The organism is Crassaminicella profunda, assembly GCF_019884785.1.
Taxonomy (GTDB): domain Bacteria; phylum Bacillota; class Clostridia; order Peptostreptococcales; family Thermotaleaceae; genus Crassaminicella; species Crassaminicella profunda.
In genome coordinates, this window is sequence record NZ_CP082326.1 from 647,225 (window position 1) to 673,030 (window position 25,806).

Genomic DNA, 25,806 nt, shown 5'->3' on the forward strand with positions numbered 1-25,806 from the left:
GGGGGGTAAAAATGGGAGAGATAAAGAAAATATTTTCATATGCAAAAGATTTTAAAAACAAAACATATTTAGCAACTGCATTAGCAACAATTAGTGCCATGATAGGTATGATTCCATTTGTATTGGTATATTTTATCATTATTGAATTTACGGCTAATCATCATCCAAGTGTAAATTATGTATTGATCATGTCGGGATTTATATTATTAGGCCTGATTTTAAAATCAGCACTCTTTTCAAAAGCAATGGCATTTTCTCATGAAGCTGCTTTTGATACGCTTATGGGAATGAGACATGAACTAGCAGATAAGATGATCAGAATGCCAATGGGAGAAATTAATAAGAAAACATCAGGTAAATATAAAAATATATTTGTTGATTATATTGATGACATGGAACATATTTTAGCCCATATGATTCCAGAGGGCATAGCAGATACAGTAACTCCAATTATTGTAATAATCCTTCTTTTTGTAGTTGACTTTAGAATGGCTCTTTTAGCATTGATTAATGTTCCTATTGGAGTCATTATATTTAAATTAATGATGAGAGATAGTGAAGAAAAGAGTAAACATTATTTTGAATCAGCAGCTAATTTAAATTCAAACATAGTGGAATATATTGGAGGAATGGAAGTCATAAAGATATTCAATCAAACAACTTCTTCTTTTGAAAAATATACAAAATCTGCAAAGGAATATAAAAAATTTACCCTTGCTTGGTATAAGGATTCATGGACCTATATGGCAGCTTTTTTTACGATTGTACCAGCCACGATTATTTTTGTATTACCTTTTGGGGCAATGCTTTATTTGAATGGGAGTCTTTCATTAGAAGCCTATATTCTAAGTATGTTATTATCTATTGGATTAGGGGCTCCTATTGTTAGATTAGTGGAGTTTGCTGAATCATTCAATATGGTGGTACAAAAAAGCAAAATACTAGATGAAGTTTTTAATGGGGTAGAGCTTATGGATAAGGGAAAAAATAGTATGCCTCAAAAACATGATATTTCCTTTGAAAAGGTTAGTTTTGCTTATGAAAAAAAAGATGTATTAAAGGATATTTCTTTTAAAGCCAAAGAAAATAATGTAACGGCACTTGTTGGAGCTTCTGGTTCAGGAAAATCAACTATAGCAAAGCTCATAGTAAGATTTTGGGATATTAAAAGAGGTAAGATAAAAATAGGTGATATTGATATTTTAGACATGTCTTTTAAAGATTTGATGAATCATATTAGTTATGTATCACAAGATGTATATTTGTTTAATACATCCATCATGGAAAATATTCGTATGGGAAAACCTGATGCTTCAGATGAAGAAGTCATAAAAATGGCTAAAATAGCCCAGTGTCATGATTTTATCATGCAGACAGAAAATGGATATGATACAAATATAGGAGATGCGGGCAATAAACTTTCTGGGGGACAAAAGCAAAGATTATCCATTGCAAGAGCTCTTCTTAAAGATGCTCCCATTATCATTCTTGATGAGGCAACAGCTTTTACGGACCCAGAGAATGAGGATAAGATTCAAGAAGCACTAAATGGCTTGATTGGTGGAAAAACGCTTATTGTAATTGCCCATAGATTGTCTACAATTGTTCATGCAGAAAATATCATTGTTATGGATGAGGGTAAGATTTCAGCGAAGGGTACCCATGATGAACTGCTTAAAAAATCAAAGCTTTATCAATCTATGTGGAAAGCGCATACAGAAGCTAATGATTGGGAAATCAAGGCTAAGGAGGCGAATATATAATGTTTAGCATTATAAAAAGAGTTTTAATCCTTGCTGAGGAGCATGATGCAAAAAGAATAAAATGGGCTTGTGTTTTTGGTTTTTTTGAAGGAATATTTATGAATATGCCTATTTTTGCTATGTTGTTTGTATTAACAAAAATAGTTGACAAAACAATTGCCGTTAAGGATGTTTGGATGAGTGGCGCATTAATAGTGGTAGGGGTAATTGGTAGATATATAAGTAAACGGATTGTATATATTTTACAATGTGCTACAGGTTATGAAATTTTTGAAAAAGAGAGAATCAGTATAGGGGATCGGTTCAAAAGATTTTCAATGGTTTTTTTTAATGATCAAAAAATGGGAGATATTTCTTCCGTTGTAACAACAGATTTTACCTTTATTGAGATGTTTGCTATGAATACAATCGATAAAGTGGTTAATGGTTTTTCATCCATCATAATAGGATGCATATTTCTTTTGATTTTAGATTATCGTATTGCTTTGGTGTCTATTGTAGTGAGTCTTTTGTCAATGATCGTACTTCAAAAAGTTCAGAGAATTGCAAAGGAGCAATCAGGTAAAAAGGCAGAAGTTCAAGCAAAGCTAATTGCTAGTGTTTTAGAATATGTACAAGGAATATCTGTGATCAAAGCTTTTAATATGACAGGAGATCAATCTAAAGCTACCAAAGAATCTTTTAAAGAAGCCAGAGATAGTTTAATTGGATTTGAAAAAGCCTTTATTCCAATCTTGTTTAAATATGAAACTTGTTTTTCAATTGGAATTGCGGGGACCGTGTTTTTAGTAAGTAGTTATTGTATGAATGGAACCTTAAGCATGCAGGTCATGCTTATGATGATCATATTTATTTTCGAGCTTTATTTACCTGTTAAAGCTTTAGGAGCTTTAACCGTTAAAATTAGAATCATGGAAGCGGGGCTTGATCGATACGATGCCATAAAAGATGTTAAAATCATTGATGAAAATGGGAAAGATATAAAGCTTAATAGATTTGATATAGCCTTTGAAAATGTATCCTTTGCCTATGAACAAAAAGAGATTATAAAAAATGTAAGCTTTGAGATACCGGAGCATAGCATGACGGCACTTGTTGGTGCATCTGGTTGTGGAAAAACTACTATAGCGAATCTGATTGCAAGATTTTGGGATGTACAAAAAGGAAAAGTATTAGTAGGTGGAGTAGATGTAAAAGAAATGACTTGCAATAGTTTATTATCGAATATGAGCATGGTTTTTCAGAAGGTATATTTGTTTAATGATACCATTTATAATAATGTTAAATTTGGAAAAGTCAATGCATCAAAGGAAGAAATCATAAAGGCTTGCAAAAAGGCTAGATGCCATGAGTTTATTATGGAGCTTGAAGATGGTTACGATACAATGATTGGTGAAGGAGGGTCTACTTTATCTGGTGGTGAAAAACAGAGAATTTCTATTGCTAGAGCGATCTTAAAAGATGCACCCATTATATTGCTTGATGAAGCAACAGCAAGTATTGACCCTGAAAATGAACAAAAGATCCAACAAGCTATTAATGAATTAATCAAAAATAAAACATTAATCGTTATAGCCCATAGATTATCCACAATAAAAGCAGCAGATCAGATTCTTGTATTAGAAGAAGGAAAGCTTGTAGAAAGTGGCATACATGATGAACTCTTAAATAAAAACGGAATATATGCAGATTTTTGGAATAGGCGACAAAAGGCTCGTAATTGGAAATTTGGAATAAAGTCTAATAAGGAAAATGAAAAGCTAAAAGAATTAGTTATATAGAGAGGAGAAAAGTTATTATGAAACCTTTTATGAAAGTAGAGGATCAACACAAATATTTATTTAATATGGGACTCGATGAATTAAAGAAAAAAATAGTATTTGCAGCTATTAAACTTGACTTATTTACGCAACTAGAAGAATTTAAGACAGCAAAAGAAGTTGCAGAAAAAATGAAGTATGATGTTAAAAACACAGAATATATATTAAATGCGTTGACGAGTATAGATTTACTTGAAAAAAAATTAGGGAGATACAAAAATAGAGAAATTTCAAATTTATATCTTTCTAAAAATTCAGATGGATTTGCTGGAGATTTAATCATAGGATATGATCTTACACTTGTATCTACCCTTAGTGATCAGGATATTGTTGAGGCTATAAAAGAAGGTGGTAAGAGCTTATATAAGGATAAAGATGGACTTGAAGCTCATAAAATGTATGGGGATTATACTTCGATTTTAAAGAAAAGTCAGCGGATCGGTCGTGCTAAAGAAATTTGCGAGTTAGTAAAAGAATTACCTGAATTTAAAGGATTTAAGAAAATACTTGATTTAGGAGGTGGACCTGGACTTATAGGTATAGCCATAGGACGTGAAAAGGAGGATGTTGAAGGGGTAGTATTTGATACACCGGAAACCATTGTCATTACGAAAGAATGTATAGAAGAGTATCAAATGGAAGAAAGGTTTAGTACCCTTTCAGGAGACTATATAAATGATGATATTGGAAATAATTATGATTTTGTATTAGCTATTGGAACCCTTAATTTTGCTAAAAATAATTTAGATGTAGTAACTAAAAAAATATATGATAGTCTAAATGATGGTGGCGTGTTTATGGCTATTTCTGAGGGGCTTGTAGAGGAAGGAACAAAACCTGAACAAATGGTTTTAGGATGGTTTCCAAGTGTTTTAAAGGGTGTGGATTTTCATTTAGATCAAGGTCAAGTAAGTGAGGCAGCTTTGAGGAGTGGATTTAAAAGTGCAACAAGAAAAACAATAAACTCTACAAATGGAATAGTAGATGTAGATCTATTGAGAAAATAGGTACCTGGCTGTTCAGTTTTGGTGATAGGGAACGGTTCTTTGTCCTATGTAAGAGCTTAAAATAAAAATATTGTGCTTTGAGGAAGAAGATAGAGTACTTCGAAAGGGAGGAAATGTCTTCTTTTTTTTCATAAAAATAGAAAAATGGAGGAAATTAACTGCTTTTGTCGAAAAGGGGATATGTAATGTTTCTATAAAATCATTCTATGGATAGTAGAAGATACTATATTTATGGAGGAGGTAGAAATGTTTTTTTACAAAAATAAATATAAAAAAAGCAGCAATAATGATTGATTAGAAGGGAGAAAAATAATGAATTTTTCTAAAAATAAAGTTACGGTTAGCATTATATTATTGACAATACAGTTATTAGCAACGACTGTATATGCAGACTTTGATAGTCAATTTACAAAATTCCTTCCTAAAGGCAAGCAGTATTATTTTGAAGATATTAGAGATGTAGAAACAGATAATAATGGAAATGTATATATACAAGATCCAAGTGAGCAAGTGATTTATACAATGGATCAACTAGGCAATAACATATCTAAATTAGATCTAAAATCAGATGTGCAAGAAAATGATTCATTTAAATATAAAGAGACTGGTGGAATAGCAATAGATCATAAAGGATTTATATACATAGCAGATAAAGAAAATAATAAAATACAAAAATATGATTTATTAGGCAAACTCATATTAGAATTTGGAGAAAAAGGAAAACTTAATAAACCGAATGATATAGAAGTAGATCATAAGGGATATATATATGTTGCAGATACAGGAAATAACCAGATTAAAAAATTTGATCCATTAGGAAATTTAGTAGCTCAGTGGGGGAGTTTCGGGGATAAAAGTGGAAATTTCAATCAACCAAGTGATATAGGAGTAGATGATGAAGGCAATATGTATGTAGCAGATACTGAAAATGCAAGGGTACAAAAGCTTGATAGATCAGGAAATTTTCTACTAGAGATGAGTGTGTTAAAATCAAATAGATTTAGACCTGTAAATGTGGAAGTAAGCAATAAAGGATATATATATGTTTTAGATGAAAATAATAGTCTAGTTGAAAAATTTGATTCATCTGGAAAGTTTATTTCAGAGTTTAAAAAATATAAAAATAGCTGGTATGCAGTTGGTGGATTGGCAGTAGATAATGAAGAAAATATTTATGTTGGAGATAAGGCATATAGGAGCGTACATAAATTTAATAGTATGGGGAACTACGTCCTAGATTGGGGAAGTGCAGATACAGTAGGTGGAAAATTTGAATGTCCAATGGATATAGCTATAGACCATAAAGGAAATATATATATAGTAGATCAAGGTAATAAGAGGATACAAAAGTTTAATTCTTCAGGAGAATATATATTAGAGTGGGGAAACATTACAAAATGGGGAGACAAGACATTTCTAGAACCTTGTGCAGTAGCAGTAGATCATGAGGAAAATGTGTATGTAGTTGGAGAAGAAGGTAGAATAATTAAATATTATGCAAATGGTAATGCTAGATTAGAATGGGGTGGAGATGAGGCAGGTAAATCACCAGGAAATTTTGATACTCCTTCTGATATAGCCATAGATCATGAACAAAATATATATGTAGCAGATATGTATAACGGTAGAATACAAAAGTTTAGTGAATTAGGAGATTTTTTACTTGAGTGGGGCAATGAAGATGAGATCAACTTAAGTAAACCAAGTGCAGTAGCTGTAGATAAATATAAAAATGTATATGTAGCAGATAAAGAAGAAAATAAAATATTTAAATATGATTCAAATGGAAAATTCATTAGACAATTTGGGAAACTTGGATCAAATCCAGGAGAATTTAAAAAACCAAGTGGCGTAGCGGTAGACAGTAAAGGAAATATATATGTAGTAGATTATGGAAATAAGAGGATACAAAAAATTGATTCAGAAGGGAATTATTTAGCTGAATGGGTACTTTCTGAAGATGGACAAAATCTGTTCAAGTTTCCATATGGAATAGCAATAGATGATAAAGATTATGTATATGTAGTAGACAGAGGATATAATAGAATCATGTTTATAAGTGGTAAATAAATTCTAAAAAAAAGATAGATTATTTCTATATGAAAGAAATAATCTATCTTTTTTTAGAAGGATAATTTCTAGTACAAAGCCACTACTTTTGATAAAATAACAATGAGGTAGGATGTGATACTTACCTACCTCAATCAATAGATAGAAAGAAGGATGTTTGTGCAAATAGAATATAATAATGACATTATTACATTTACCATAGAATATAGAAAAAGAAAAACTGTACAGATTGAAATCGACCCTGCGTGTCGGGTAAAAGTACTAGCACCAAAAGGTACTAATGAAGAGGCTATTGTCGATTTGGTTAAATCAAAAGCATCTTTGATTTTGGAGAAATTAAATGAACTGAGAAACAAACATGAACTCATCAAAGAGGGAAATAATAAAAATAGAGAAAGACTTTTATATTTAGGATCTGAATATCCTGTGGAAGTAATGATAGATGAAAGTATCCTAAAAGATAAGATCAGTTTTGAGCAAGATACATTTTTCATTACAGTTAAAAGCAGTGAAAAGAAGATATTGAATAAGGCTTTAGAAAAATTCTACCGAAAAAAATGTCTAAAAACCATCCAACAAAGAGTGACTTATTATCAAAAACATTTTAAGGTGAAGCCAAAAGAGATCAAAGTCATAGCCTCAAAAGACAAATGGGGAAGCTGTCATTCTAATAGAAACTTAGAGTTCAATTGGACTTTGATCATGGGGCCTATCGAAGTAATAGATTATATTGTAGTACATGAAATGTGTCATCTAATGCACATGAACCATTCCAAATCATTTTGGAGACTAGTAGGAAAAATCCTACCTGATTACAAAAAACGAAGTGAGTGGCTACAGTATAATGGGGCTAGGATGAAGATATGATCTGTTGCATCTATAAGATTTAAGAAGAAATTAGATTAAGATATTTGGTATTTTAGCGTGTTATAATTATCCTTTACGAATAGAATAATGTATTATATACTTGTTTAAGAAACATTTTCATTAGGATATTGAATATAGGAGATTATATTGAAAGGAAAGTATATATGAAATTTGAAAATAAAAAAATAGATGATATGGAGAAAAATAAAGCAAGTGCTTTAAAAAAAAGTAAAAATAAAGAAACACTTGCAGGGATTGCATATAAAAAATTAGAAACTATGATTATTACCTTACAGTTAAAACCAGGTAGTTTATGGACAGAAAAAGAATTGAGCGAGCTATTAGAAATAGGAAGAATGCCAGTAAGAGAGGCAATTCAAAGATTAGATGCGGCTCATTTATTGACGATTATACCACGTAGAGGGGTTTTAGTAACGGAACTAAAAGTAGAAGAATTTTTTTTACAGCTAGAGGTGCGTCGTCTCCTTGAAAAATTAATAGCAACACGAGCAGCTCGATTTGCTACACCTTCTGAAAGAGATAAATTTTTACAATTAGCAGATGATTATGAAAAGGTGACAAATGAAAAAGATGAGTTAAAAGCTATTGAAATTGACAATGAATTTAATGAATTTATTGGAGTATGTGCACGAAATCATTATGCTGCAAGTGCCATTAGTCCTCTTCATGCATTAGCAAGAAGATTATATTATATGCAATATAATATAGATCCAGAGCTTACGAAAGAAATTAATTATGCTCATTGTGATCTTATGAGAGCTGTAGCATCAGGTGATGAAATCTTAGCAGCAGAAAAGTCAGATTATTTATTAGACTGTGTAGAAAAGCTTACTAAATTAAAATTTGATATGTATATGTATCCAAAAAGATAAAAGGTATTGTATAGACACTATACAATACCTTTTATCTTTTTGGAAAATAACAAGAAAAGTAAAATAAATATCAAAAAAAATCGAAATCTAGGGGAAAATATAAAAATGTACTTGCAATTAATAAAGAAATTGAATATAATAAAGCCATCTAATATATTACGTGATATATTATGTGATATATATAAGATATATTGTTTATTCACTAAGGATATCAAATACAAAATGAAAGTAGATTCATAAATAACCATGGTTAGTAGTTAGTGAATAAGATACAATTTTTTTAAAAATTTAAGTATAAGGAAAAGGTTTTTAAAAAAAAGTTATTAAAAAAGATTTTTTTGATCTTTTTTTAATAAAAAAAGCTGATATATCAGCAACAAACCATAAGGAGGAAATTATGATTTCTAAAAGTACGAAAAGCAATTTAGACAGTAAATTATTTTGGCCAGCAATTATATTTACATTTTTAATCTTAGGATTTGCAGTATTCCTTCCAGAAAAAACTTTGCAAGTAGCTAGTGCAGGGCAAAAGTGGGTAACTTATGATATGGGATGGCTAGTTCAAATGGGTGCTCTTGGAGCTTTCTTATTTTTATTATGGCTAGCTCTTGGAAAGTATGGAAACGTTAAATTAGGAGATAAAGGTGATAAACCCGAATTTTCTAATGCAACATATGCATTTTTAATGTTTACTGCTGGGGTTGGAGCAAGTCTTATTTATTGGGCAATGGGAGAGCCTATGTATTATTTGCAAGCGCCACCAATGTTTGCAAAAGCAGGTTCTGTTGAAGCAACTCAATGGTTAACAACCTATGCTATTTACCACTGGGGTCCAATTGCATGGGCAATCTATTGTTTACCAGCAGTTCCATTTGCTTATTATCTACACAAAAGAAAGAACAGAAACTTAAGATTGAGTGCTCTTTGTTCAGAGGTAATCGGTGAGAAAAATGTAAATTCATGGATAGGGTATACGATTAATATTATTGCTATCTTTGGAACACTAGGTGCATTTTCTACTTCTATGGGATTTACTGTGGATTTATTAGGTGCAGGAATCAATAAAATATTTGGAATTTCTAATAATATTTATTTACAAGTAGGGATTGTGTTAGCATTTGTATTCTTCTATAGTTTTGTAATGTTAGCCGGAATGAAAAAAGGAGTAGCTAAATTATCAAATATTTGTGTATATACAGCTTTAGCATTAGGTGGATTTGTTTTACTTGTAGGACCAACTAGATTTATCGTATCCTATTTTGTTGATAGTTTAGGGGTATTAAGTACAAACTTCTTTAGAATGAGTCTTTGGTCAGATCCAGTTCAAAAATCAGGATTTCCTCAATCATGGACAATGTATTATTGGGCTTGGTACTTTGCATATCTAGTAATGATGGGATTATTCTTAGCACGTATATCAAAGGGTAGAACAATTAAGCAATTAATACTAACTTGTATTACTTCAGGTGCAGCAGGTTGTGCATTCTTCATTGCAATATTTGGAGGATATGCAGTAAATGGACAATTGACAGGTGAATTACCAATCATAGAATGGATGAATACTATGGGAGCATCATCTGCAATTATTGAAATGATATCGTCTTTACCGTTAGGACCTATTATACTAGTTATTTTCTTGATTGTTGAATTTTTCCTAATGTCTACAACAATGACATCAGCAACAGTTGCAGTATCTATGATGACAACAAAAGAGTTAGATGCAGATGCAGAACCTAATGTAAAAGTAAGAATGGCGTGGACAGTAGGGGTAGCAGCTGTAAGTATGGCAGCATTCTTTATGGGAGGATCTATTAATACGATTAAATCAATGTGTGTTTTAGTAGGATTTCCAATGATCATTTTATATATAATCATGTCTGTATGTCTAATTAAGTGGCTAAAGCAAGATTATCCACACTTAAACAATACTGAAATATAAACATATGAATGGGGGATAAAAAAATGGGAAGAAAAATTGTTTCTGTAGAATTTATACCTGTAAATGTACAAGCAACGAACTGGAGTGAAAATACTGTAATTGTAAAAGTTACGGATGAAGAAGGAAGATATGGAATTGGAGAAGCAGATGGACCACCAGAGTGTATGAAAGCTTTTTCAGAGATGGAAACAGAGCATAAGTGGTGGACGAATTTAACTGAAAAAGTAATAGGTAGAGAACCAATAGAGTTTAGAGCTATATGGGATGATATGTATGATGCAAGTAGATGGGTTGGCATGAGAGGATTAGGACTATTTGCTATTTCAGGAATTGATATGGCACTATATGATTTAGCAGGGAAACAACATAATGTTCCTGCATATAAATTAATGGGTGGAGCTCAAAAAGAAAAAGTAACGCCATACTTTAGTATTTATCCATCAATCAATGCAGATGCTCCGTTAAAGGACATTATAGAAGTATATAAACCAATGATTGAAAAAGCAAAAGAAAGAAATGTTAAAGCTATAAAAGTAACTGTTATGCCTAATGATCAAGTTACAGATAAAGAAGTTGTAGCATATCTTAGAGAGTTAAGAGAATTAATAGGTTTTGAAATTGATATGATGGTAGATTTCCTATATAGATGGACAGATTGGCAAGCTGCTAGATGGACTCTTAGACAATTAGAAGATATTGATATTTATTTTGCTGAAGCGTGTCTACAACATGATGATTTAGAAGGTCATAGAAAATTAGCTCAATCAATTAATACAAGACTTTGTGGGGCAGAAATGTCAACCACTAGATTTGAAGCATTAGAATGGTTAAAACAAACAGGAATATCTGTTGTCCAATCTGATTATAACAGATGTGGTGGAATAACAGAACTAATAAGAATTGGAGAACTTTGTGATTTACATAGTGCTCAATTAATGCCACACAATTGGAAAACAGGAATCACAAGTGCTGCATGTAGACATTTTGCCATATCCAATAGAAATTCAAAGTATGTTGAATATTTACATCCAGATTTTTGGAAAGGTGCACTCATAACAAGTCTTACAGAAAATGAACCTCAAATTATAGATGGACAAATAGAGGTTAGCGACAAACCTGGATTAGGAATAGAAATTAATAAAGAATTCTTTAAAAAAGCAACAGGAAGAGATTTAGACGAATAAATATTTTTAGAAGGGGAAAGTTTTTGATGAATTCTATTTTGGAAAAAGACAGAGAAATTCAAATCATAGATAGTATAGATGTAGTAGTAATTGGAGGAGGACCTGCTGGTGTGGCTACAGCTGTTACTGCTGGAGAACAGGGCATGAAAACCTTGATTATAGAAAAAAACGGATTTTTTGGAGGAGCAAATGTTGCCGGATATTCGGGTACCATTGGAGGATTATATACCTCTACAGAAAATGGAAATATAGAGCAGATTGTATATGGTTTTGCAGGAAGATTTGTAGATTTATTAAAGGAAAAAAAGGGAATCGTTGAAAAAGTTAAATTTGGACATACTGCATTAGCACCACATGATCCATTTATATGGAAAGAAACAGCAGATCAATTAATAAAAAATGCTCATGTAAAGGTATTGCTTCATACATCTTTTGTAGATGTAATAATGGAAGAAAATAAGATTACTGGCATTATTATAGAAAACAAAGATGGAAGAAGTGCTATTATGGGCAAAATATTTATTGATGCCACAGGAGATGGAGATGTAGCGGCTAAAGCTGGAGCCCCTTATGTTTATGGAAAAGATCATGTGATTCAGGCTATGACCATGGCTTTTAGAATGGCAAATGTTGATTGGGATAAGGCTTCAAAATATTCTTTAGAAGACATATGGCAAATAGTTACTGAAGCGGATACAACAGGGAAATATCATTTACCAAGAAAACATCCTTTTATATTTCCACTTCCTCGTAAAGATCAAGCTATGATGAATTGTACAGCAATTATAGGAGAAAATGATCAAGTTTTGTATCCTACAAAAACAAATGATCTAACATATGCAGAATTTGCAGGAAGAGAGCAAATAAGAGAGTACGAAAGATTTGCAAAGGACTATCTTGAAGGATTTGAAGATGCATATATTATTGATACAGCCTCACAAATAGGTATACGTCAAGGGCGTACTATTTTAGGTGAATATACATTAAAAAATGAAGATGTCGTAAATGCAAAGAAATTTGACACAGCTATTGCTAAAAGTGCTTGGCCAATTGAAATTCATGGAGGAAGTAAAGGTGTAAAAGTTGTGAATTTAGATGATGATTTTTATGAAATTCCATTTGAAGTAATGCTTCCACAAAAAATCGAAGGAATGATGACTGTAGGAAGATGTATTTCTGCTGAACATGAAGCATTAGCTTCAGCAAGGGTTGTAGCACAATGTTTTGAAGAAGGACTTGCAGCAGGATATGCAGCAGTACTTTGTATAAAAGAAAATATTATGCCAAAAGCAGTAGATGTACAGAAAGTTAGATCATTTATGATTGAAAATGGAAGCAAATTATAAAATTAAAGAGAAAATTATCATAGAGGAAAGCACCCGTATTTTAGGGTGCTTTTCTTGTTGGTTTTGGATATTTATAAAAATTTTGATAAGTTTAATAAGGCTCATCATCAAAATGTGTGTTTGACAATTTATCGAATTGCTAAAGATTCAATATTGAACTCAAGATAAATACCATATTCATAACTTTGATCATTCCTAAGAAAATAACTGCTTCTTTTGTAAGAAGTATTTGCATGATATCCATTATGGTGTTATTATTTTTGAATAAGTTCATCTAATAGTTGTAAATTGCTTGCTTGTGAATGTTTAAAAAACTAATAACACCAACTTAACTTCAAAAAAAAAGAATAATCATTGATAAATCAAGAAAAATATGAGCATGAGGGATGACGCTGTCAAAATATTTACAGGCTCAGTTGAGTTATTTAGAACATTGATCTATCACTTGCTGTTCTAAAAAAATAAGTCCATTATTAACATTTCTTCCTGGGTGTGTAATATATTTACCTTCGTATAAAAGAGAAGATGAAGCTCCTCCATCTAAGCACATGGCACTTTTTAAGTTCATTTCAGTACAAATAGTAGCAAGATCTTTAATGGTTATACTTGGAGCAGTTCCTATGATGATCTTATTATCATAAGTTACTCCTACAAAGCTTCTTTGTGCTTTTGCTGTATTGATTTTGGCTTCATAAAATCCTTCTGATAGTCCATCAGCTGTGATTTTACCATTGATGAGTAAACTTGGTCCTGCGCCTACTGCGTATTTTACGTCTTCCCATTTTACACTATCAGGGTTATTTTGATCTATATTTTTAGATTCAAAATTTGTTTTATAGGATACAGAATCACCTATTCTAAATCTATCTGCTAAATGACTTACATTTTCATTAAAAAGAATTACAATCTGATTTTCTCCAACATATATATCATTATTGCCTGTAAGTATTGATTGAACCAGGCCTTCTTTAACTACTACAGCTTTTCCATTTGAAGCAGAAATTTTATCTTTATATTCTGGTGTAAATATAACTATTGCATCCGTCTCTGTTCTAGGGTGATTGAGTCCCCAGGCATAATACCTGAACTCTCCGTTTATATAGCCGTCTATAGTGATATTTAATTGATCTATGATTACCTGATTTTCCTCTGTAAATCCAATGACACAGCCATAGTTTCCTATATGTAATACCTTGCCATCTTCTATAATGGTTCCATAAGGAAGGGGATTTTTGTTATACGAACTAAAGTATGAACCATTGATTCCTGCTATAACTTTTGAATCAGGGTTTTTATTTAAATTAGCCATAGATTTTAGATCTTGTGCTAGGGTAATCCCTTTATGCGCCCTTGCTACTTTAGGTTTTATAGTAAGATTGTTAATATCTAAGAGGACAGTAGATACCTTTTTATTGACGCTTTTAAAATATATATTTTGACTCACATGACTTGATGCAAATACAGCTGAAAAGTTTAAAGAACAAATAACAATGATGAGTAAACAAGTTCTACAAAATTTGATGTTTTTCATAAAATGCTCCTTTCAAAATGATCTTTATAATATACATATTCTACCATGAACTGACAATCATGCCTATAAAAAACCTGTTATTGTCATGACTAATTTAAATCTAAAGCAGTTGAAAGAAAAGACACAAATTTTAAAGACATTGCTGTAGGGGGGATGATTAAGAGGTTATCTACCTAAATAGATAACCTCTCATCTTTTACTCATTTAAATTAATGGAATACATATTTTTTGTAGTATTTTCAACATATCTAAGGATACCCTTTTCTATGGATATAGCATTTATGTCAGCAACATCTGATGTTTTAAAAGCTATTTTCCCTTCTTTATTATATAGAATGATTCTGTAGGGATTATTATTTTCTTCTTTAAAGGTAGCAATCAAATAATCATCTTCTATTTTTATTCCAGTTACTTTATGCCCATGATTTAAGGGGTGGGAGGAACCTATTTTATATAACCTTCTATCATCATAGTTATCTTCATTTAGACTATGTACATAATAGATATTTTCACCTAAAGATTGTATTTTAAAATCATATGCTAAAGCTTTTTCTGATTTTAATAATTCTTCTGTACCGTTGATCAATGAAATTTTATAAATTTTCCCCGCACTAATGGTATAAATATAATCTCCTTCAATAGTAAAGGAGCCTATTTCTAAGTTACTAATCTTCGATGTAGTACCTGTATGGATATTTACTTTACAGATTCCCTTTAGATACTTATCTTTTTCTGTTTTAGCACCTATTAAATAAAGAGAATCATTGATTAAATAGACACAATCTCCAACATCTGAACAACCATATAAATATTCAGGATTTCCTATTTTTTTAAATTCTTCATTTTCGTATTTTATCCAAAGATTATCTCCCCTATTTTGAGGACCTTGATATATTTTTATGGTTACATCTTTAAATCTTTTAATTACACCATAATAAGTATCTTCTTCATAGGTACCATCTTCTTTTAAGTGGACATGATAATTTGTTCCCATGACAGCACCACCCTGATGATAAGTAAGATAGGCTTCATTATTTTCTTCACTTAAGGAAGGAATCACATAATCATCTCCATAAGACCACATAGGGAGTTGATAGACTTTTTTTTGTTTACTTAAGTCATGAATAGGTGATTGGTAGATGACACCTTCCTCTCCAGCATAATAGCAAAAGTCATTAACAATAATGATGGAATGAATAGAATTATTGTTAAATGAATCCTTTTGCAATCGCTTATTTGGAGAATCAATTACAAGTCCATTCTTACGATCAAATTTGCATACCCAACCAAACTCTTTTTCACAAAAGTTTTTCATTATAGGCACATAGGTTACATTTCTATATAAAAGAAAGGGTGGTATTTTATTAATTATTTGATTGTTTATCATAATCGTTGAAGTTGAAAGCATTGCCCTATCTACTTTTTTATTCTTTCTTTTTCTCTTAAGATCTTTATAACCTGCTGTGACATCTGTTTTATTGAGTGTAAAAATCTTTTCATATTGATCATTCCACTTTGTTTCTATTCCTAAAAACCTAGCATCATAATAAGTCATAGGCATATAAGTGGTGTCATGATACTGTATTAGAGGATATTCCCTAAATCCATTATTTAATAGATAACCATTGAGCTTTATAGGAAAATCAGGCAAAGTTACTGGAACACTTTTCTGCTCAGCAAATCCATATGTAGGTATTAAAACCATGAATAAAATGATTAGACTTATAATTGTTGTATTTACTTTTTTCATTAGATACTCCTTCTGCATTGATATATATAAATATATTATACTATTTTTACAAAATTGTAAAACATAGGAATAATTACTAGTTGAGTTATCTAATTTTAATTTCACGAACAATTAATAGGATAGATTGTTGCTATTGTGAAGAATTGATAGCCAATTGACGAACACCCTAAAAAAGATTATAATAAGTTTAACTATAATTAAATACAAAAAGGGGAGCTTGTACAAGCAGGCTGAGATGAAATCTAATGTGATGAAGACTCTATAACCTGATCTAGGTAATGCTAGCGTAGGGAGATATTTTAAATGATCTGCATGTTCCCTTTTTTAGGAAACATGCTTTTTATTTACACAAAAAACTTCACACGGATCAAGTCATATCCCTAAAGGGAGGAATTTTTTATGAATTTCGTTATTGTTTTAGCTGTACTATTTTCAGTAACAATTTTTATTGCCAGTATGATCAAGCTAAAAGGTGTGAAATTAGAAGCAAAATCTATTGCTAGAATAGGGATTGTTTCGGCTATTACTATTGTCCTTTACATGATTAAATTAGTTCCATTTCCTCAAGGGGGAGGATGCAGCCTCCTTTCCATTCTTCCAATTATGCTTCTTTCTATTTTATTTGGCATGGAGGAAGGAATATTATGTGCCATTGTTGTTGCTAGTATAAAAATAATCATTCAACCCCCTTATTATCCATTACAGCTTCCACTAGATTATTATGGTGCCATGATGGCCGTTGCTTTTACTCCTTTGTTTGGAGTAGATACAAAGTCAAAAATAATGAAAGGGGCTATAGTAGCTTCATTGGTATCTACCTTCTTTAGTGTTTTTTCAGGGGCTATTTTCTTTGGACAATTTGCTCCAGAAGGAATGAATCCATTCCTTTATTCTATGATGTACAACTTTTTAGGGTATGGGGTAGAAGCTTCATTAAGTATTGTAGTATTATCCTTATTGCCACTCAACAAATTAAAAAAAGCTTTGGTGAAATAGAGGTGAAAATATGAGTTTTTCAAAAAGATTAATTGAAAATGAAAGAGTAAAAAAATATTATGAAGATTATATGAAGCACCCCTTCATAAAAGACATGAAGGAGGGAACTTTAAGTAGAGAGAAATTTAGAAATTATCTCATTCAAGATTCTTTGTATCTAAAAGATTATGCAAAAGTATATGCAAGTGCATTTTTGTTAGTCAATGAAGTTGGTGATTTACAATTTTTACATACTTGTATTGGAGTTGTCGTATCAGATGAGACGAATATGCACACCAAATATCTAGAGGATTATGATCTTGATGTATATAAAGTAGATCATATGAAAATAAAATCGGCTAATAGAAATTACCTAGATTATATGCTAGAGTTTACAAAAAAGGGGCACCCTGATTTTAAGGAAATATTTGTATCTGCCCTACCTTGTACATTGGTATATGAACATATTGGGAAAACATTAGAAAAGCAATGTGAAAACTTAGAAGATAATTATTATGGTCCTTGGATTAAAACTTACGCAGGAGCAGAATTTGAAGATTTTAGCGTCCGTTCTTGTGAAATTATAGACAGGTTTTGTAAGGATATAGATGAAACAGAAGAAAAAAAATTAACAGAGATTTTTATTAACGCATGTGACTATGAAATGAAGTTTTGGGATATGAGCTACGAATAAGGTTATATATTTTTTGAAGGGAGATGTTAGCATGTTTGAAAAATTATTAGAAAACCTAGAAAAGAATCCACCCCTTGTACATCATATTACCAATTATGTAACGGTGAATGATTGTGCAAATATTGTCTTAGCAGCTGGGGGTTCTCCTCTTATGGCAGATGATATTGAAGAGGTAGAAGATATTGTAGCTATAAGCAGTGTATTGTATATCAATATAGGTACTTTAAATAAAAGAACCATTGGTTCTATGATCAAAGCAGGTGAGGCGGCAAATGAAAAAGGAATTCCAGTAATCCTTGATCCAGTAGGGGTTGGGGCTTCTACTTTAAGAAATGAAGCCATAAAGGAGTTAATGGAAAAGGTTCGTTTTTCAGTCATTAAAGGAAATATGTCTGAAATAAAAGCATTATATACCCATGCAAGAAACACAGGGGGAGTAGATGTACAAGAGGATCATATGATTCATGATGATAATCTAGATGAAAATATAGAATTTGCTAAAGGAGTAGCCCGTAAATTTAGCTGTATTATAGCTATTACAGGAACCATTGATATTATCAGTGATGGTCAAAAAACATGTTTCCTTCGAAATGGACACCCTATGATGGCTAAAATAACAGGGACAGGCTGTATGAGCGGAAGTGTTATTGCAACGTATTGTGCAGCGAATAAAGAAAATTATCTAGAAGCTACGATTACGGCTATTGCAGCAATGGGCATATGCGGTGAAATGGCTTATGAAAGAGTGGTATCAAGAAATGAAGGAAGTAGTAGTTTTAGAAGTTATTTGATTGATGCTATGAGTTTAATGGATCGAAATACATTAAAAGAAGGTGCTAAAATTGAATTTAAATAAAGAATCCCTACAGCTATATCTTGTAACAGATTCTAGTTGGACGCAGGAAAAAACTTTGATGGAGCAGGTAAGGGAAAGCTTAGAGAAGGGGGTAACCTTCTTACAGTTAAGGGAGAAAACTTTAGATCATGACCAATTCTTAGAATTAGCTAAAGAAATGAAGGAATTAGCAGATTCTTTTCATATACCCTTTGTGATTAATGATAATATAAAGATTGCTCTAGAAAGTCATGCAGATGGGATACATATTGGACAAAAGGATATGCCTATTGAAGAGGCAAGAAAACAAATAGGAAAAGATAAGATTTTAGGGGTTTCTGTAGGAAATGTAAAAGAAGCTCTTATAGCAGAAAAATTAGGAGCAGATTATTTAGGGGTAGGGGCCATGTTTTTGACGGATACAAAAAAGGATGCGAAAAACGTTCCTATTGAAACGCTAAAGAATATATGTGAAGCTGTGAGTATTCCAGTAGTTGCTATTGGAGGAATCAATAAAGAAAATATTTTAAAGCTAAAGGATAGCGGTGCTGATGGTGTAGCCGTCATCTCAGCAATCCTTGCAAAGAAGGATATAAAAAAGGTAACATGCGAACTAAAAACCATTTGTGAAAAAATATTTTAAACAGTGTAGTGTCCTTGACAGTTCTGTTGTCTAGTTAAAAAGATAGAGTACTTCTTAAGAGAAGGAAATATCTTTTTTTTATTTCAACCATTATATAGGGAAAGTTCATCACCAATATAAAAATGAGGGTATACCTTTTACGATATATTTTTATTGTTTAACGATAAAAATATATTGATAAACAAATTATATCATGGTAATATATTACTGAAGCATTTAGTTTCACAGATCAGCATATATAAAATAGGAGGATTTCAAAATGGAAAAAATGGTTAAAAATTTTTTTGTGATTGCATTTTTGATGATACTAATGGTTTTCTTTTTTCCTGGAATTTTATTTTTTATCATTACTAATGGAGAAAGTGATCATATAAACATAGAAACAACTACAAAGGAAAGCTTTTATTTTGATGGAAGTTTAGAATATACTTTTCCAAAACCAAGTGGGTATAAATATGCCATATATGAGATTAAAAATGGGAAGAAGATATTAATAAAATGTGGTGAATCATGTAGAGCTCCAGAATTTTATTTAGATGAGAATAATTTTGATGGTAAGAATGATGTTGTATCCACCAAGTACACATATAAAAATAAAAATTATATCATGCATCAAATTGAAAACTTTATTTTGTACAAGGAAGAGAAATCTGAAAAATATAAATACGTTTTAAGAAAAGATTTGATATCTGCTCATAGGGAGGATACTTTCTTGTATCCCCCTATAAAAGGAAGATTTGAAAGCTATGGGGAGGGGGAGGATTTAAACTTTTTAATGCATATGGAAAAGTTAGAGGAATTTAAATATTTCCCATTAAATTATGATGAAATAGTAAAAGATTTAAAAAATATATATAAACAAAATACAGATAAATATATGAAAGAATTTCTTTATAGATATGAAAAAGAAGATTATAAAGCATTGTATAACAACCCTTATTTAGAGGAGTTTATTGTATATGAAAAAAATAACCATGAGTATGAAATGGTATGGCTAGACCTTTTAGTTAAAAATGCAAAGAAGTATGCCTTTTTAAAGCCAGTAGTTGCAGCAAATATAAAGGAAAATAAAATAGATAAAGATAAATTAAAATTTTTAGTACAAGTAAATACAATAGAGGAAAATAAAAAGGTAATGGATTGTTTAAGGAGTAATGGGAGTAGTGACAATCAGTTAAAAAAGCTTAATTATAAGTATGATGGTGATGATTATAAGGTTATTTATTCAAAATGGAGAAATATTTTTTATTGTAAAAATGATATATATTATGATGTATTAAATACGGATGAGGCAATGGGACAAGTAGAGAAATATACTTTTTTAGCTCCTATGTTTGAAGAAATGCTAAAAAATGATAGAAGATGTAGGGAATATGATGCTGCAGATTTTTTAATAAAGGCAGGTTATAAAAAAGGATTTGATACTATTATAAAAAGATATAATGAACTATTAAAGGAACTTGAAAGTGAAGGAGGAAAGGATGAATTTTATAGGGATATAGAAAAAGAAAGAGATGAACTTATAAAAAGATTTTGAATAAGTTAAGGGAATATAAAAAAATAATCATTGATCAATCAAGAAAAATAGGAGCATGAGGCATTGAAAATTTCTAAGAATTTGAAATTAATGATATAATATGAATATTAAAAGAATTTTGACGAGGCGTTAGTAGAGTATTTTTGCCTAATAGATCAAGAAAGGGGATGGAACCATGCCTAATGAAAAATTAGAAAAATTTCTAGAATGGGGAAGATTATTCTTTCAAGGGGCTACAGACTTTGGGAGAAAATCAAGAAGCATGTTAGAAAAAGAAGCCAATGATGAAATGGATAATTTTATCCTCGTATGCTTTGCAGATACGTTAGGGATTCCACTTCCTATAAGTTATTATACATTAGAGTTGCTGCCTTATTTAGCACAAGATTTAGAAATGTGGGAGAAAAGGATGTTAAATCGAAAATCTATATGGGGAGAAAAATGGGGAGATTATGATTTAGATGCTTAAAAATTAGAGGAAGGGGAGAGTAGCTTTGAACAGAATTGTGTTTATAGGTGGAAAAGGAGGTGTTGGTAAAACCACATGTTCTTCTGCCTTTGCAGTATATTGTGCCAAGATGGGCAAAAAAACATTGTTGGTTTCAACAGATCCAGCCCATTCTATATCTGATCTATTTGAAAGAGAAATTGGTCTTGAAATCGTAAATATAAGAGAAAATCTAGATGCTATTGAAATAGATGCGGAGTTTGAAAGCAAAAAATATATAGATAGTATCAAAAAGAATTTAAAGAATATAGTGAGTACGGTAATCGTAGAGGAAATAACAAGGCAGTTAGATGCAGCCAGTATTTCACCAGGATCTCATGAATCGGCTATGTTTGATAAAATGATGGAAATCATCAATGAAAAAGAGGATCAGTACGATCAAATTATTTTTGATACAGCACCAACAGGACATACGATCAGATTATTATCTCTTCCTGAACTATTAGGGTCATGGATAGATTCTCTCCTAATGAAGAGAAGAAAAGCGGTGAAGCTTTCTAAAATGGCCAATAGCCAAAATCCTGAGAGTGTAGAGAATGACCCAATCGTCAAAATCTTAACGAGAAGAAAAAATAATATGGAAAAAGCAAGAAATGTTATGATTGATGATAAAAAGTTACGATTTATTTTTGTACTGAATGCAGAAAAGTTACCTATAGAAGAAACAAAAAAAGCAGTAGAGATCCTTAAAAAATACAATATTCCAGTAAATGAGTTAATTGTGAATCGCATCCTTCCAGAACAGATGCAAGATGATTTTTGGAAAAATAAAAAAGCATTAGAAAAAAAATATTTAGATGAAATTAGTGAAGCTTTCACGAGTCAAAAAATTATAAAATTACCTTTACTACAAAATGATATGAGAGCACAATATATCGAAAAAATGGCGGAATATTTCAAGGATGTTTATTGATTTTAGGAAATATATTTTTGTCAGGCTTGAAAATTGCACTTATTCAAGCCTGACCCATAGTTTATTTAAAATAGTTTTTAACAAATTCTGGCGTGTTTTCTTGTGTCATAAAATTGATCTCACTATCTCCATTGGTATAGTAAAAACCGATTATATACGTTTTTTCATCATGCCAATTTGGTCCATAATGAAATAATATTTTTTCTATTTGTTCCTTATCTTTTATTTCCAGTATTTTTTCATTTTTATTTTCTGTTAATTCCCTTTCTAGTTCTGTTGAGCTGTAGCTAGTACGGCTTTTTAGTTCTTCACTTGCTTTTTCTATGACAATATAATCTACATTTTCAGGCATAACTCTTGCTTTTTCATCATACCCATTTTCTTTAAGCCATTTAGATAAATGTTTATAATGTTTTTTCCATGAAGTATAGATATGGTCTCTTCCGTCTGGGTCGTCTAAATTATTTTCTTTATCCATGTATATTTGTATATGAGCCCAAGGATTTTTAGTATCAGTAGATTCTTTGTAGGTTTCATCCATGATGTCTATCTTTATAGCATCAGTCATAGCACGAATTTCATCAGCATCTACAATCTTTACATTATTACCGTGATTCCTTAATTCTGGATCAATACGAATATAGTTCACATGATTAAGATCTAAATGAAAAATATCGTAGTGATTCATTTTATATTCTTTAGATTCATATATTTTGGGAATAGTACCATTTGTATTTGCAAATTCTTTAGGAACATGGTATTCTCTTGTGAGTGTTTTTCCATTCTTTAATTTATAGGCAATACCAATATATCTCATAATGATATTTTCTTTTTCATGGATAAACTTTTCTTTGTTTGCTATTATTTCTGAATGAAGATTTCTGACGAGATGAATATTTTCTGATGTTTTTAAACTGCTGTCAAAGGCATCATCGGACCAATAGCGGTATAAGCCATTTCCATAATATACACTTTGTATATCCTCTACATTGGGGATTCTTTTTTCATAACCAACTAAGTCAAATTTTATTCCTGTAAAAGCAATCAGTATGACAACCGTATAGATCACAAACCCCTTTAGATTTTTGAAAATCCAAATTGATTTTTGAATAATCATCTCTGCAATCATATAGCCTAAAAATGCACCCATCATATATCCAATATAAGCCCAGGAATCTATTCTTTTGATTATGTAAAAATAAGCACCACCTAAAAACATTGAACAAAAGGTAAATCCATATTTAAATATAGGTTTTAATAGGTGAAAGGCAATAGGGTCTGATGCACTTTCTAAATGCCTTTTTTTGTAAAAAGCGTATGATATAAAATATAGGAGTATACTTAATAGGATATACCACCCTATAAAATGAGAATCCATTGTTTCTTTGCCTAGAAATGCTGTACTAGGGATTATTTTGGCAACGAAGCTTTCAAGTAAATTATTGTTCACCGCAAAGCCATATAAAAGCTGATCAAAGTTAGTAAACATCAAAGAACTAAATCCTAAAGGTAAAAAAATACATATGAAGGATAAAATCATCTGAATTAAGGATATACCTGTGACCATTGCTACCAAAACTGAAATGAAATATACCACCAAATTTGCCAGGAGGCTAAACCAAGCCCATCTCAATATATTTGAAATTGTAAATATTTTTTCAAATAATGCACTTCCATCATGATACACATTTAAAAGAACTATTAAAACAACAGTCGTTAATAGGATTGGAAGAATAAGTAATAAAACGCCAGCTATATTATGACTATGAAATAACTGTCCTCTCGTAATTGGAAAGGAATGCATGAGTGTCGTTGATTTTTTTTGTTGTAAATATCGAAAGATGAATAATGCTAATAATATAGGAAATATAATTGAAAACATCATTTGAAAGTTTGCGTGCCTTAGGGTTAAGAAGTTGTTGACCTGTTCATAAGAATAATTATTTGGATCATCCAATGAAGATATTATCGTCAATGGACCTGAAAAAAACAAAGTTAAAAAATAGAGTGCTGCAATTCCCCAGTATCTCTTTAAATCTTCTAGAATGATATTTATATTAAAAAATAACATTTTGGATTTCATATCCCACACCTCCTAATTCATAAATAAAGATTTCTTCTAATGTAAGGGGTAAAATATCTAGGATCATTGGATGATACTCATTAAAGTTAGAAACAATCTTGTCTTGATTTCCCTTAACAATAAAAAGATGAACCGTTCCACGTTTTTCTTGATGCAAAATATGGATATTTTTAGTGAGTTCTTCGGGAACTTCTTTTTTATATACAACCTGAATTTTATGAATATCTGATTTTAAATCGTCTAAATCTCTTTCAATTAACATTTGTCCTTTATTTAAAATACCAACATAGTCGCAAATACTTTCCAGTTCCTTTAGATTATGAGAAGAAATGAGCACGCTAATATCTCTTTCTGCAACATCTTTAACGATGTATTTCCAGACTTTTTTCCTCATTAATGGATCTAATCCATCAATGGGTTCATCTAAAATCATCACTTTAGGCATGGTTGAAAGAGTAAGGATAAAAGCAACTTGTTTTTGCATTCCCTTTGATAATTTAGCGATTCGTCTGTTTTCATCTAGTTCAAAGGTATGTAGCATATTGATATATCTTTCTTCATTCCAATTTGGATACATTTTTTTATAAAAGGAGGCCATATTTCTTATAGTAGACATGGGGAAATAATACAAATCATCAGGAATATAACCAATACATTTTTTTATAAGATTGTTTTCAAAAACCTTTTCAGTATCTATCATAACTTCCCCAGAGTCTTGCCTATAAATGCCTACTAAGTGCTTGATCAAAGTGGTCTTTCCAGAACCATTTGCACCAATCAATCCATAGATAGAACCCTTTTTTACGGTTAAATCAACATCTTTCAAGACTTCATGATTTTGAAAGGATTTTGTCAATCTTTTTACTTCAATCATTTTTGCTTCCTCCCTTGATGGTTGAATAGGTTGTTTCAATTAATTCAATCAATTCTTCTTTTTCTATTCCTAAATAGATTAGTTCAGATAAGGAGTTTTGAATTTGCTTTTTTAATTTATTCAATTTTTCTTCATCTACCTTTCTTATTTTCCCACAAACAAAATTTCCTCGGCCCTTAACAGAATACACATATCCTTGTCTTTCTAACTCCCGATAGGCCTTTTGTATGGTGTTGGGATTAATTGTAAGTTGTTTTGCTAATTCTCTTACGGAAGGGATTTTTTCATCCGCACCAAGTACTTCCTTTATAATTAATTGCTTAAATTGATTCATCACTTGTTCATATATGGGCTTTCTGCTCGTTAAATCGATTTGAAACATAGTACACCTCCTCTGTACTACATGTATTAAGTGTATTAGTTTGTGTAGTACACTATAAATATAACCAATTTGTTTTTATAAGTCAAGTAAAATGTGTTTCTGGTTTTTTTAGTTGTTTAGTTAAAAAGATAGAGTATTTCTATATGAAGGAAATATCTTTTTTTATTTCATACTATAATTCCTAGTACAAAG

Annotated in this window: 21 protein-coding genes; 16 read left to right on the top strand and 5 right to left on the bottom strand. The window is 31.0% G+C overall.

What is annotated here, in order from left to right:
• Positions 1 to 11: 11 nt before the first annotated feature.
• The 9 genes from K7H06_RS02590 to K7H06_RS02630 all read left to right on the top strand — a co-directional run bounded on the left by K7H06_RS02590 (position 12) and on the right by K7H06_RS02630 (position 12,889).
• On the top strand, positions 12 to 1,763 hold the full coding sequence (locus K7H06_RS02590; RefSeq protein ID WP_223038428.1) for an ABC transporter ATP-binding protein: 1,752 nt from the start codon (positions 12 to 14) through the stop codon (positions 1,761 to 1,763).
• Positions 1,763 to 3,544, top strand: coding sequence for an ABC transporter ATP-binding protein (locus K7H06_RS02595; RefSeq protein ID WP_223038429.1), 1,782 nt, complete (start codon positions 1,763 to 1,765; stop codon positions 3,542 to 3,544). Before K7H06_RS02590 ends, K7H06_RS02595 begins: the two co-directional genes overlap by 1 nt.
• A gap of 17 nt (positions 3,545 to 3,561) precedes the next feature.
• Positions 3,562 to 4,590, top strand: a complete 1,029-nt coding sequence (locus K7H06_RS02600; RefSeq protein ID WP_223038430.1) for a methyltransferase family protein — start codon at positions 3,562 to 3,564, stop codon at positions 4,588 to 4,590.
• A gap of 312 nt (positions 4,591 to 4,902) precedes the next feature.
• Positions 4,903 to 6,660: a 6-bladed beta-propeller gene (locus tag K7H06_RS02605; protein WP_223038431.1), complete on the top strand. Its 1,758-nt coding sequence runs from the start codon at positions 4,903 to 4,905 to the stop codon at positions 6,658 to 6,660.
• Positions 6,661 to 6,819: 159 nt separating this feature from the next.
• Positions 6,820 to 7,527: a M48 family metallopeptidase gene (locus K7H06_RS02610; RefSeq protein WP_223038432.1), complete on the top strand. Its 708-nt coding sequence runs from the start codon at positions 6,820 to 6,822 to the stop codon at positions 7,525 to 7,527.
• 164 nt (positions 7,528 to 7,691) lie between these two features.
• A complete protein-coding gene (locus tag K7H06_RS02615) occupies positions 7,692 to 8,420 on the top strand; it encodes a GntR family transcriptional regulator (RefSeq protein WP_223038433.1) in 729 nt (242 codons plus the stop codon).
• A 397-nt stretch (positions 8,421 to 8,817) separates the two neighbouring features.
• Positions 8,818 to 10,359, top strand: a complete 1,542-nt coding sequence (locus K7H06_RS02620) for a BCCT family transporter (protein ID WP_223038434.1) — start codon at positions 8,818 to 8,820, stop codon at positions 10,357 to 10,359.
• Between the two features lie 23 nt (positions 10,360 to 10,382).
• Positions 10,383 to 11,543: a mandelate racemase/muconate lactonizing enzyme family protein gene (locus tag K7H06_RS02625; protein WP_223038435.1), complete on the top strand. Its 1,161-nt coding sequence runs from the start codon at positions 10,383 to 10,385 to the stop codon at positions 11,541 to 11,543.
• A 26-nt stretch (positions 11,544 to 11,569) separates the two neighbouring features.
• Entirely contained in the window at positions 11,570 to 12,889 is a 1,320-nt protein-coding gene (locus K7H06_RS02630) for an FAD-dependent oxidoreductase (RefSeq protein WP_223038436.1), read from the top strand.
• Positions 12,890 to 13,310: 421 nt separating this feature from the next.
• Here the strand turns inward: K7H06_RS02630 and K7H06_RS02635 are convergent, their stop codons facing one another.
• On the bottom strand, positions 13,311 to 14,420 hold the full coding sequence (locus K7H06_RS02635; protein ID WP_223038437.1) for a phosphodiester glycosidase family protein: 1,110 nt from the start codon (positions 14,418 to 14,420) through the stop codon (positions 13,311 to 13,313).
• A gap of 196 nt (positions 14,421 to 14,616) precedes the next feature.
• Positions 14,617 to 16,170 carry a DUF5050 domain-containing protein gene (locus tag K7H06_RS02640; protein WP_223038438.1) on the bottom strand — a complete coding sequence of 518 codons (1,554 nt, stop codon included), beginning with the start codon at positions 16,168 to 16,170 and terminating at the stop codon, positions 14,617 to 14,619.
• A gap of 399 nt (positions 16,171 to 16,569) precedes the next feature.
• Here K7H06_RS02640 and K7H06_RS02645 point away from each other — a divergent pair, with 399 nt between their 5' ends.
• The 7 genes from K7H06_RS02645 (at position 16,570) to K7H06_RS02675 (ending at position 22,275) form a co-directional block, all read left to right on the top strand.
• Positions 16,570 to 17,166 carry an energy-coupled thiamine transporter ThiT gene (locus K7H06_RS02645; protein WP_223038439.1) on the top strand — a complete coding sequence of 199 codons (597 nt, stop codon included), beginning with the start codon at positions 16,570 to 16,572 and terminating at the stop codon, positions 17,164 to 17,166.
• A gap of 10 nt (positions 17,167 to 17,176) precedes the next feature.
• On the top strand, positions 17,177 to 17,839 hold the full coding sequence (tenA, locus tag K7H06_RS02650; RefSeq protein ID WP_223038440.1) for a thiaminase II: 663 nt from the start codon (positions 17,177 to 17,179) through the stop codon (positions 17,837 to 17,839).
• Between the two features lie 31 nt (positions 17,840 to 17,870).
• Positions 17,871 to 18,695 (top strand): hydroxyethylthiazole kinase, encoded by an 825-nt coding sequence (gene thiM, locus K7H06_RS02655; protein WP_223038441.1) that lies wholly within the window; start codon positions 17,871 to 17,873, stop codon positions 18,693 to 18,695.
• Positions 18,673 to 19,317, top strand: coding sequence for a thiamine phosphate synthase (thiE, locus tag K7H06_RS02660; RefSeq protein WP_343216807.1), 645 nt, complete (start codon positions 18,673 to 18,675; stop codon positions 19,315 to 19,317). The genes thiM and thiE overlap by 23 nt, the downstream gene beginning before the upstream one ends.
• A 259-nt stretch (positions 19,318 to 19,576) precedes the next feature.
• The gene (locus tag K7H06_RS02665) at positions 19,577 to 20,854 is read left to right on the top strand and encodes a hypothetical protein (RefSeq protein WP_223038443.1); all 1,278 of its coding nucleotides are present in this window, start codon (positions 19,577 to 19,579) and stop codon (positions 20,852 to 20,854) included.
• 175 nt (positions 20,855 to 21,029) lie between these two features.
• A complete protein-coding gene (locus tag K7H06_RS02670; protein ID WP_223038444.1) occupies positions 21,030 to 21,323 on the top strand; it encodes a DUF7990 family protein in 294 nt (97 codons plus the stop codon).
• 25 nt (positions 21,324 to 21,348) lie between these two features.
• The gene (locus K7H06_RS02675; RefSeq protein ID WP_223038445.1) at positions 21,349 to 22,275 is read left to right on the top strand and encodes an ArsA family ATPase; all 927 of its coding nucleotides are present in this window, start codon (positions 21,349 to 21,351) and stop codon (positions 22,273 to 22,275) included.
• A 61-nt stretch (positions 22,276 to 22,336) separates the two neighbouring features.
• On the opposite strand, the gene K7H06_RS02680 is transcribed toward K7H06_RS02675, so the two are convergent.
• The 3 genes from K7H06_RS02680 to K7H06_RS02690 are packed head-to-tail and all read right to left on the bottom strand — an operon-like array spanning position 22,337 to position 25,614.
• Positions 22,337 to 24,358, bottom strand: a complete 2,022-nt coding sequence (locus K7H06_RS02680; protein ID WP_223038446.1) for a DUF6449 domain-containing protein — start codon at positions 24,356 to 24,358, stop codon at positions 22,337 to 22,339.
• Entirely contained in the window at positions 24,333 to 25,232 is a 900-nt protein-coding gene (locus tag K7H06_RS02685) for an ABC transporter ATP-binding protein (RefSeq protein WP_223038447.1), read from the bottom strand. The genes K7H06_RS02680 and K7H06_RS02685 overlap by 26 nt, the downstream gene beginning before the upstream one ends.
• Positions 25,225 to 25,614: a GntR family transcriptional regulator gene (locus K7H06_RS02690; RefSeq protein ID WP_223038448.1), complete on the bottom strand. Its 390-nt coding sequence runs from the start codon at positions 25,612 to 25,614 to the stop codon at positions 25,225 to 25,227. The genes K7H06_RS02685 and K7H06_RS02690 overlap by 8 nt, the downstream gene beginning before the upstream one ends.
• Between the last annotated feature and the right edge of the window lie 192 nt (positions 25,615 to 25,806).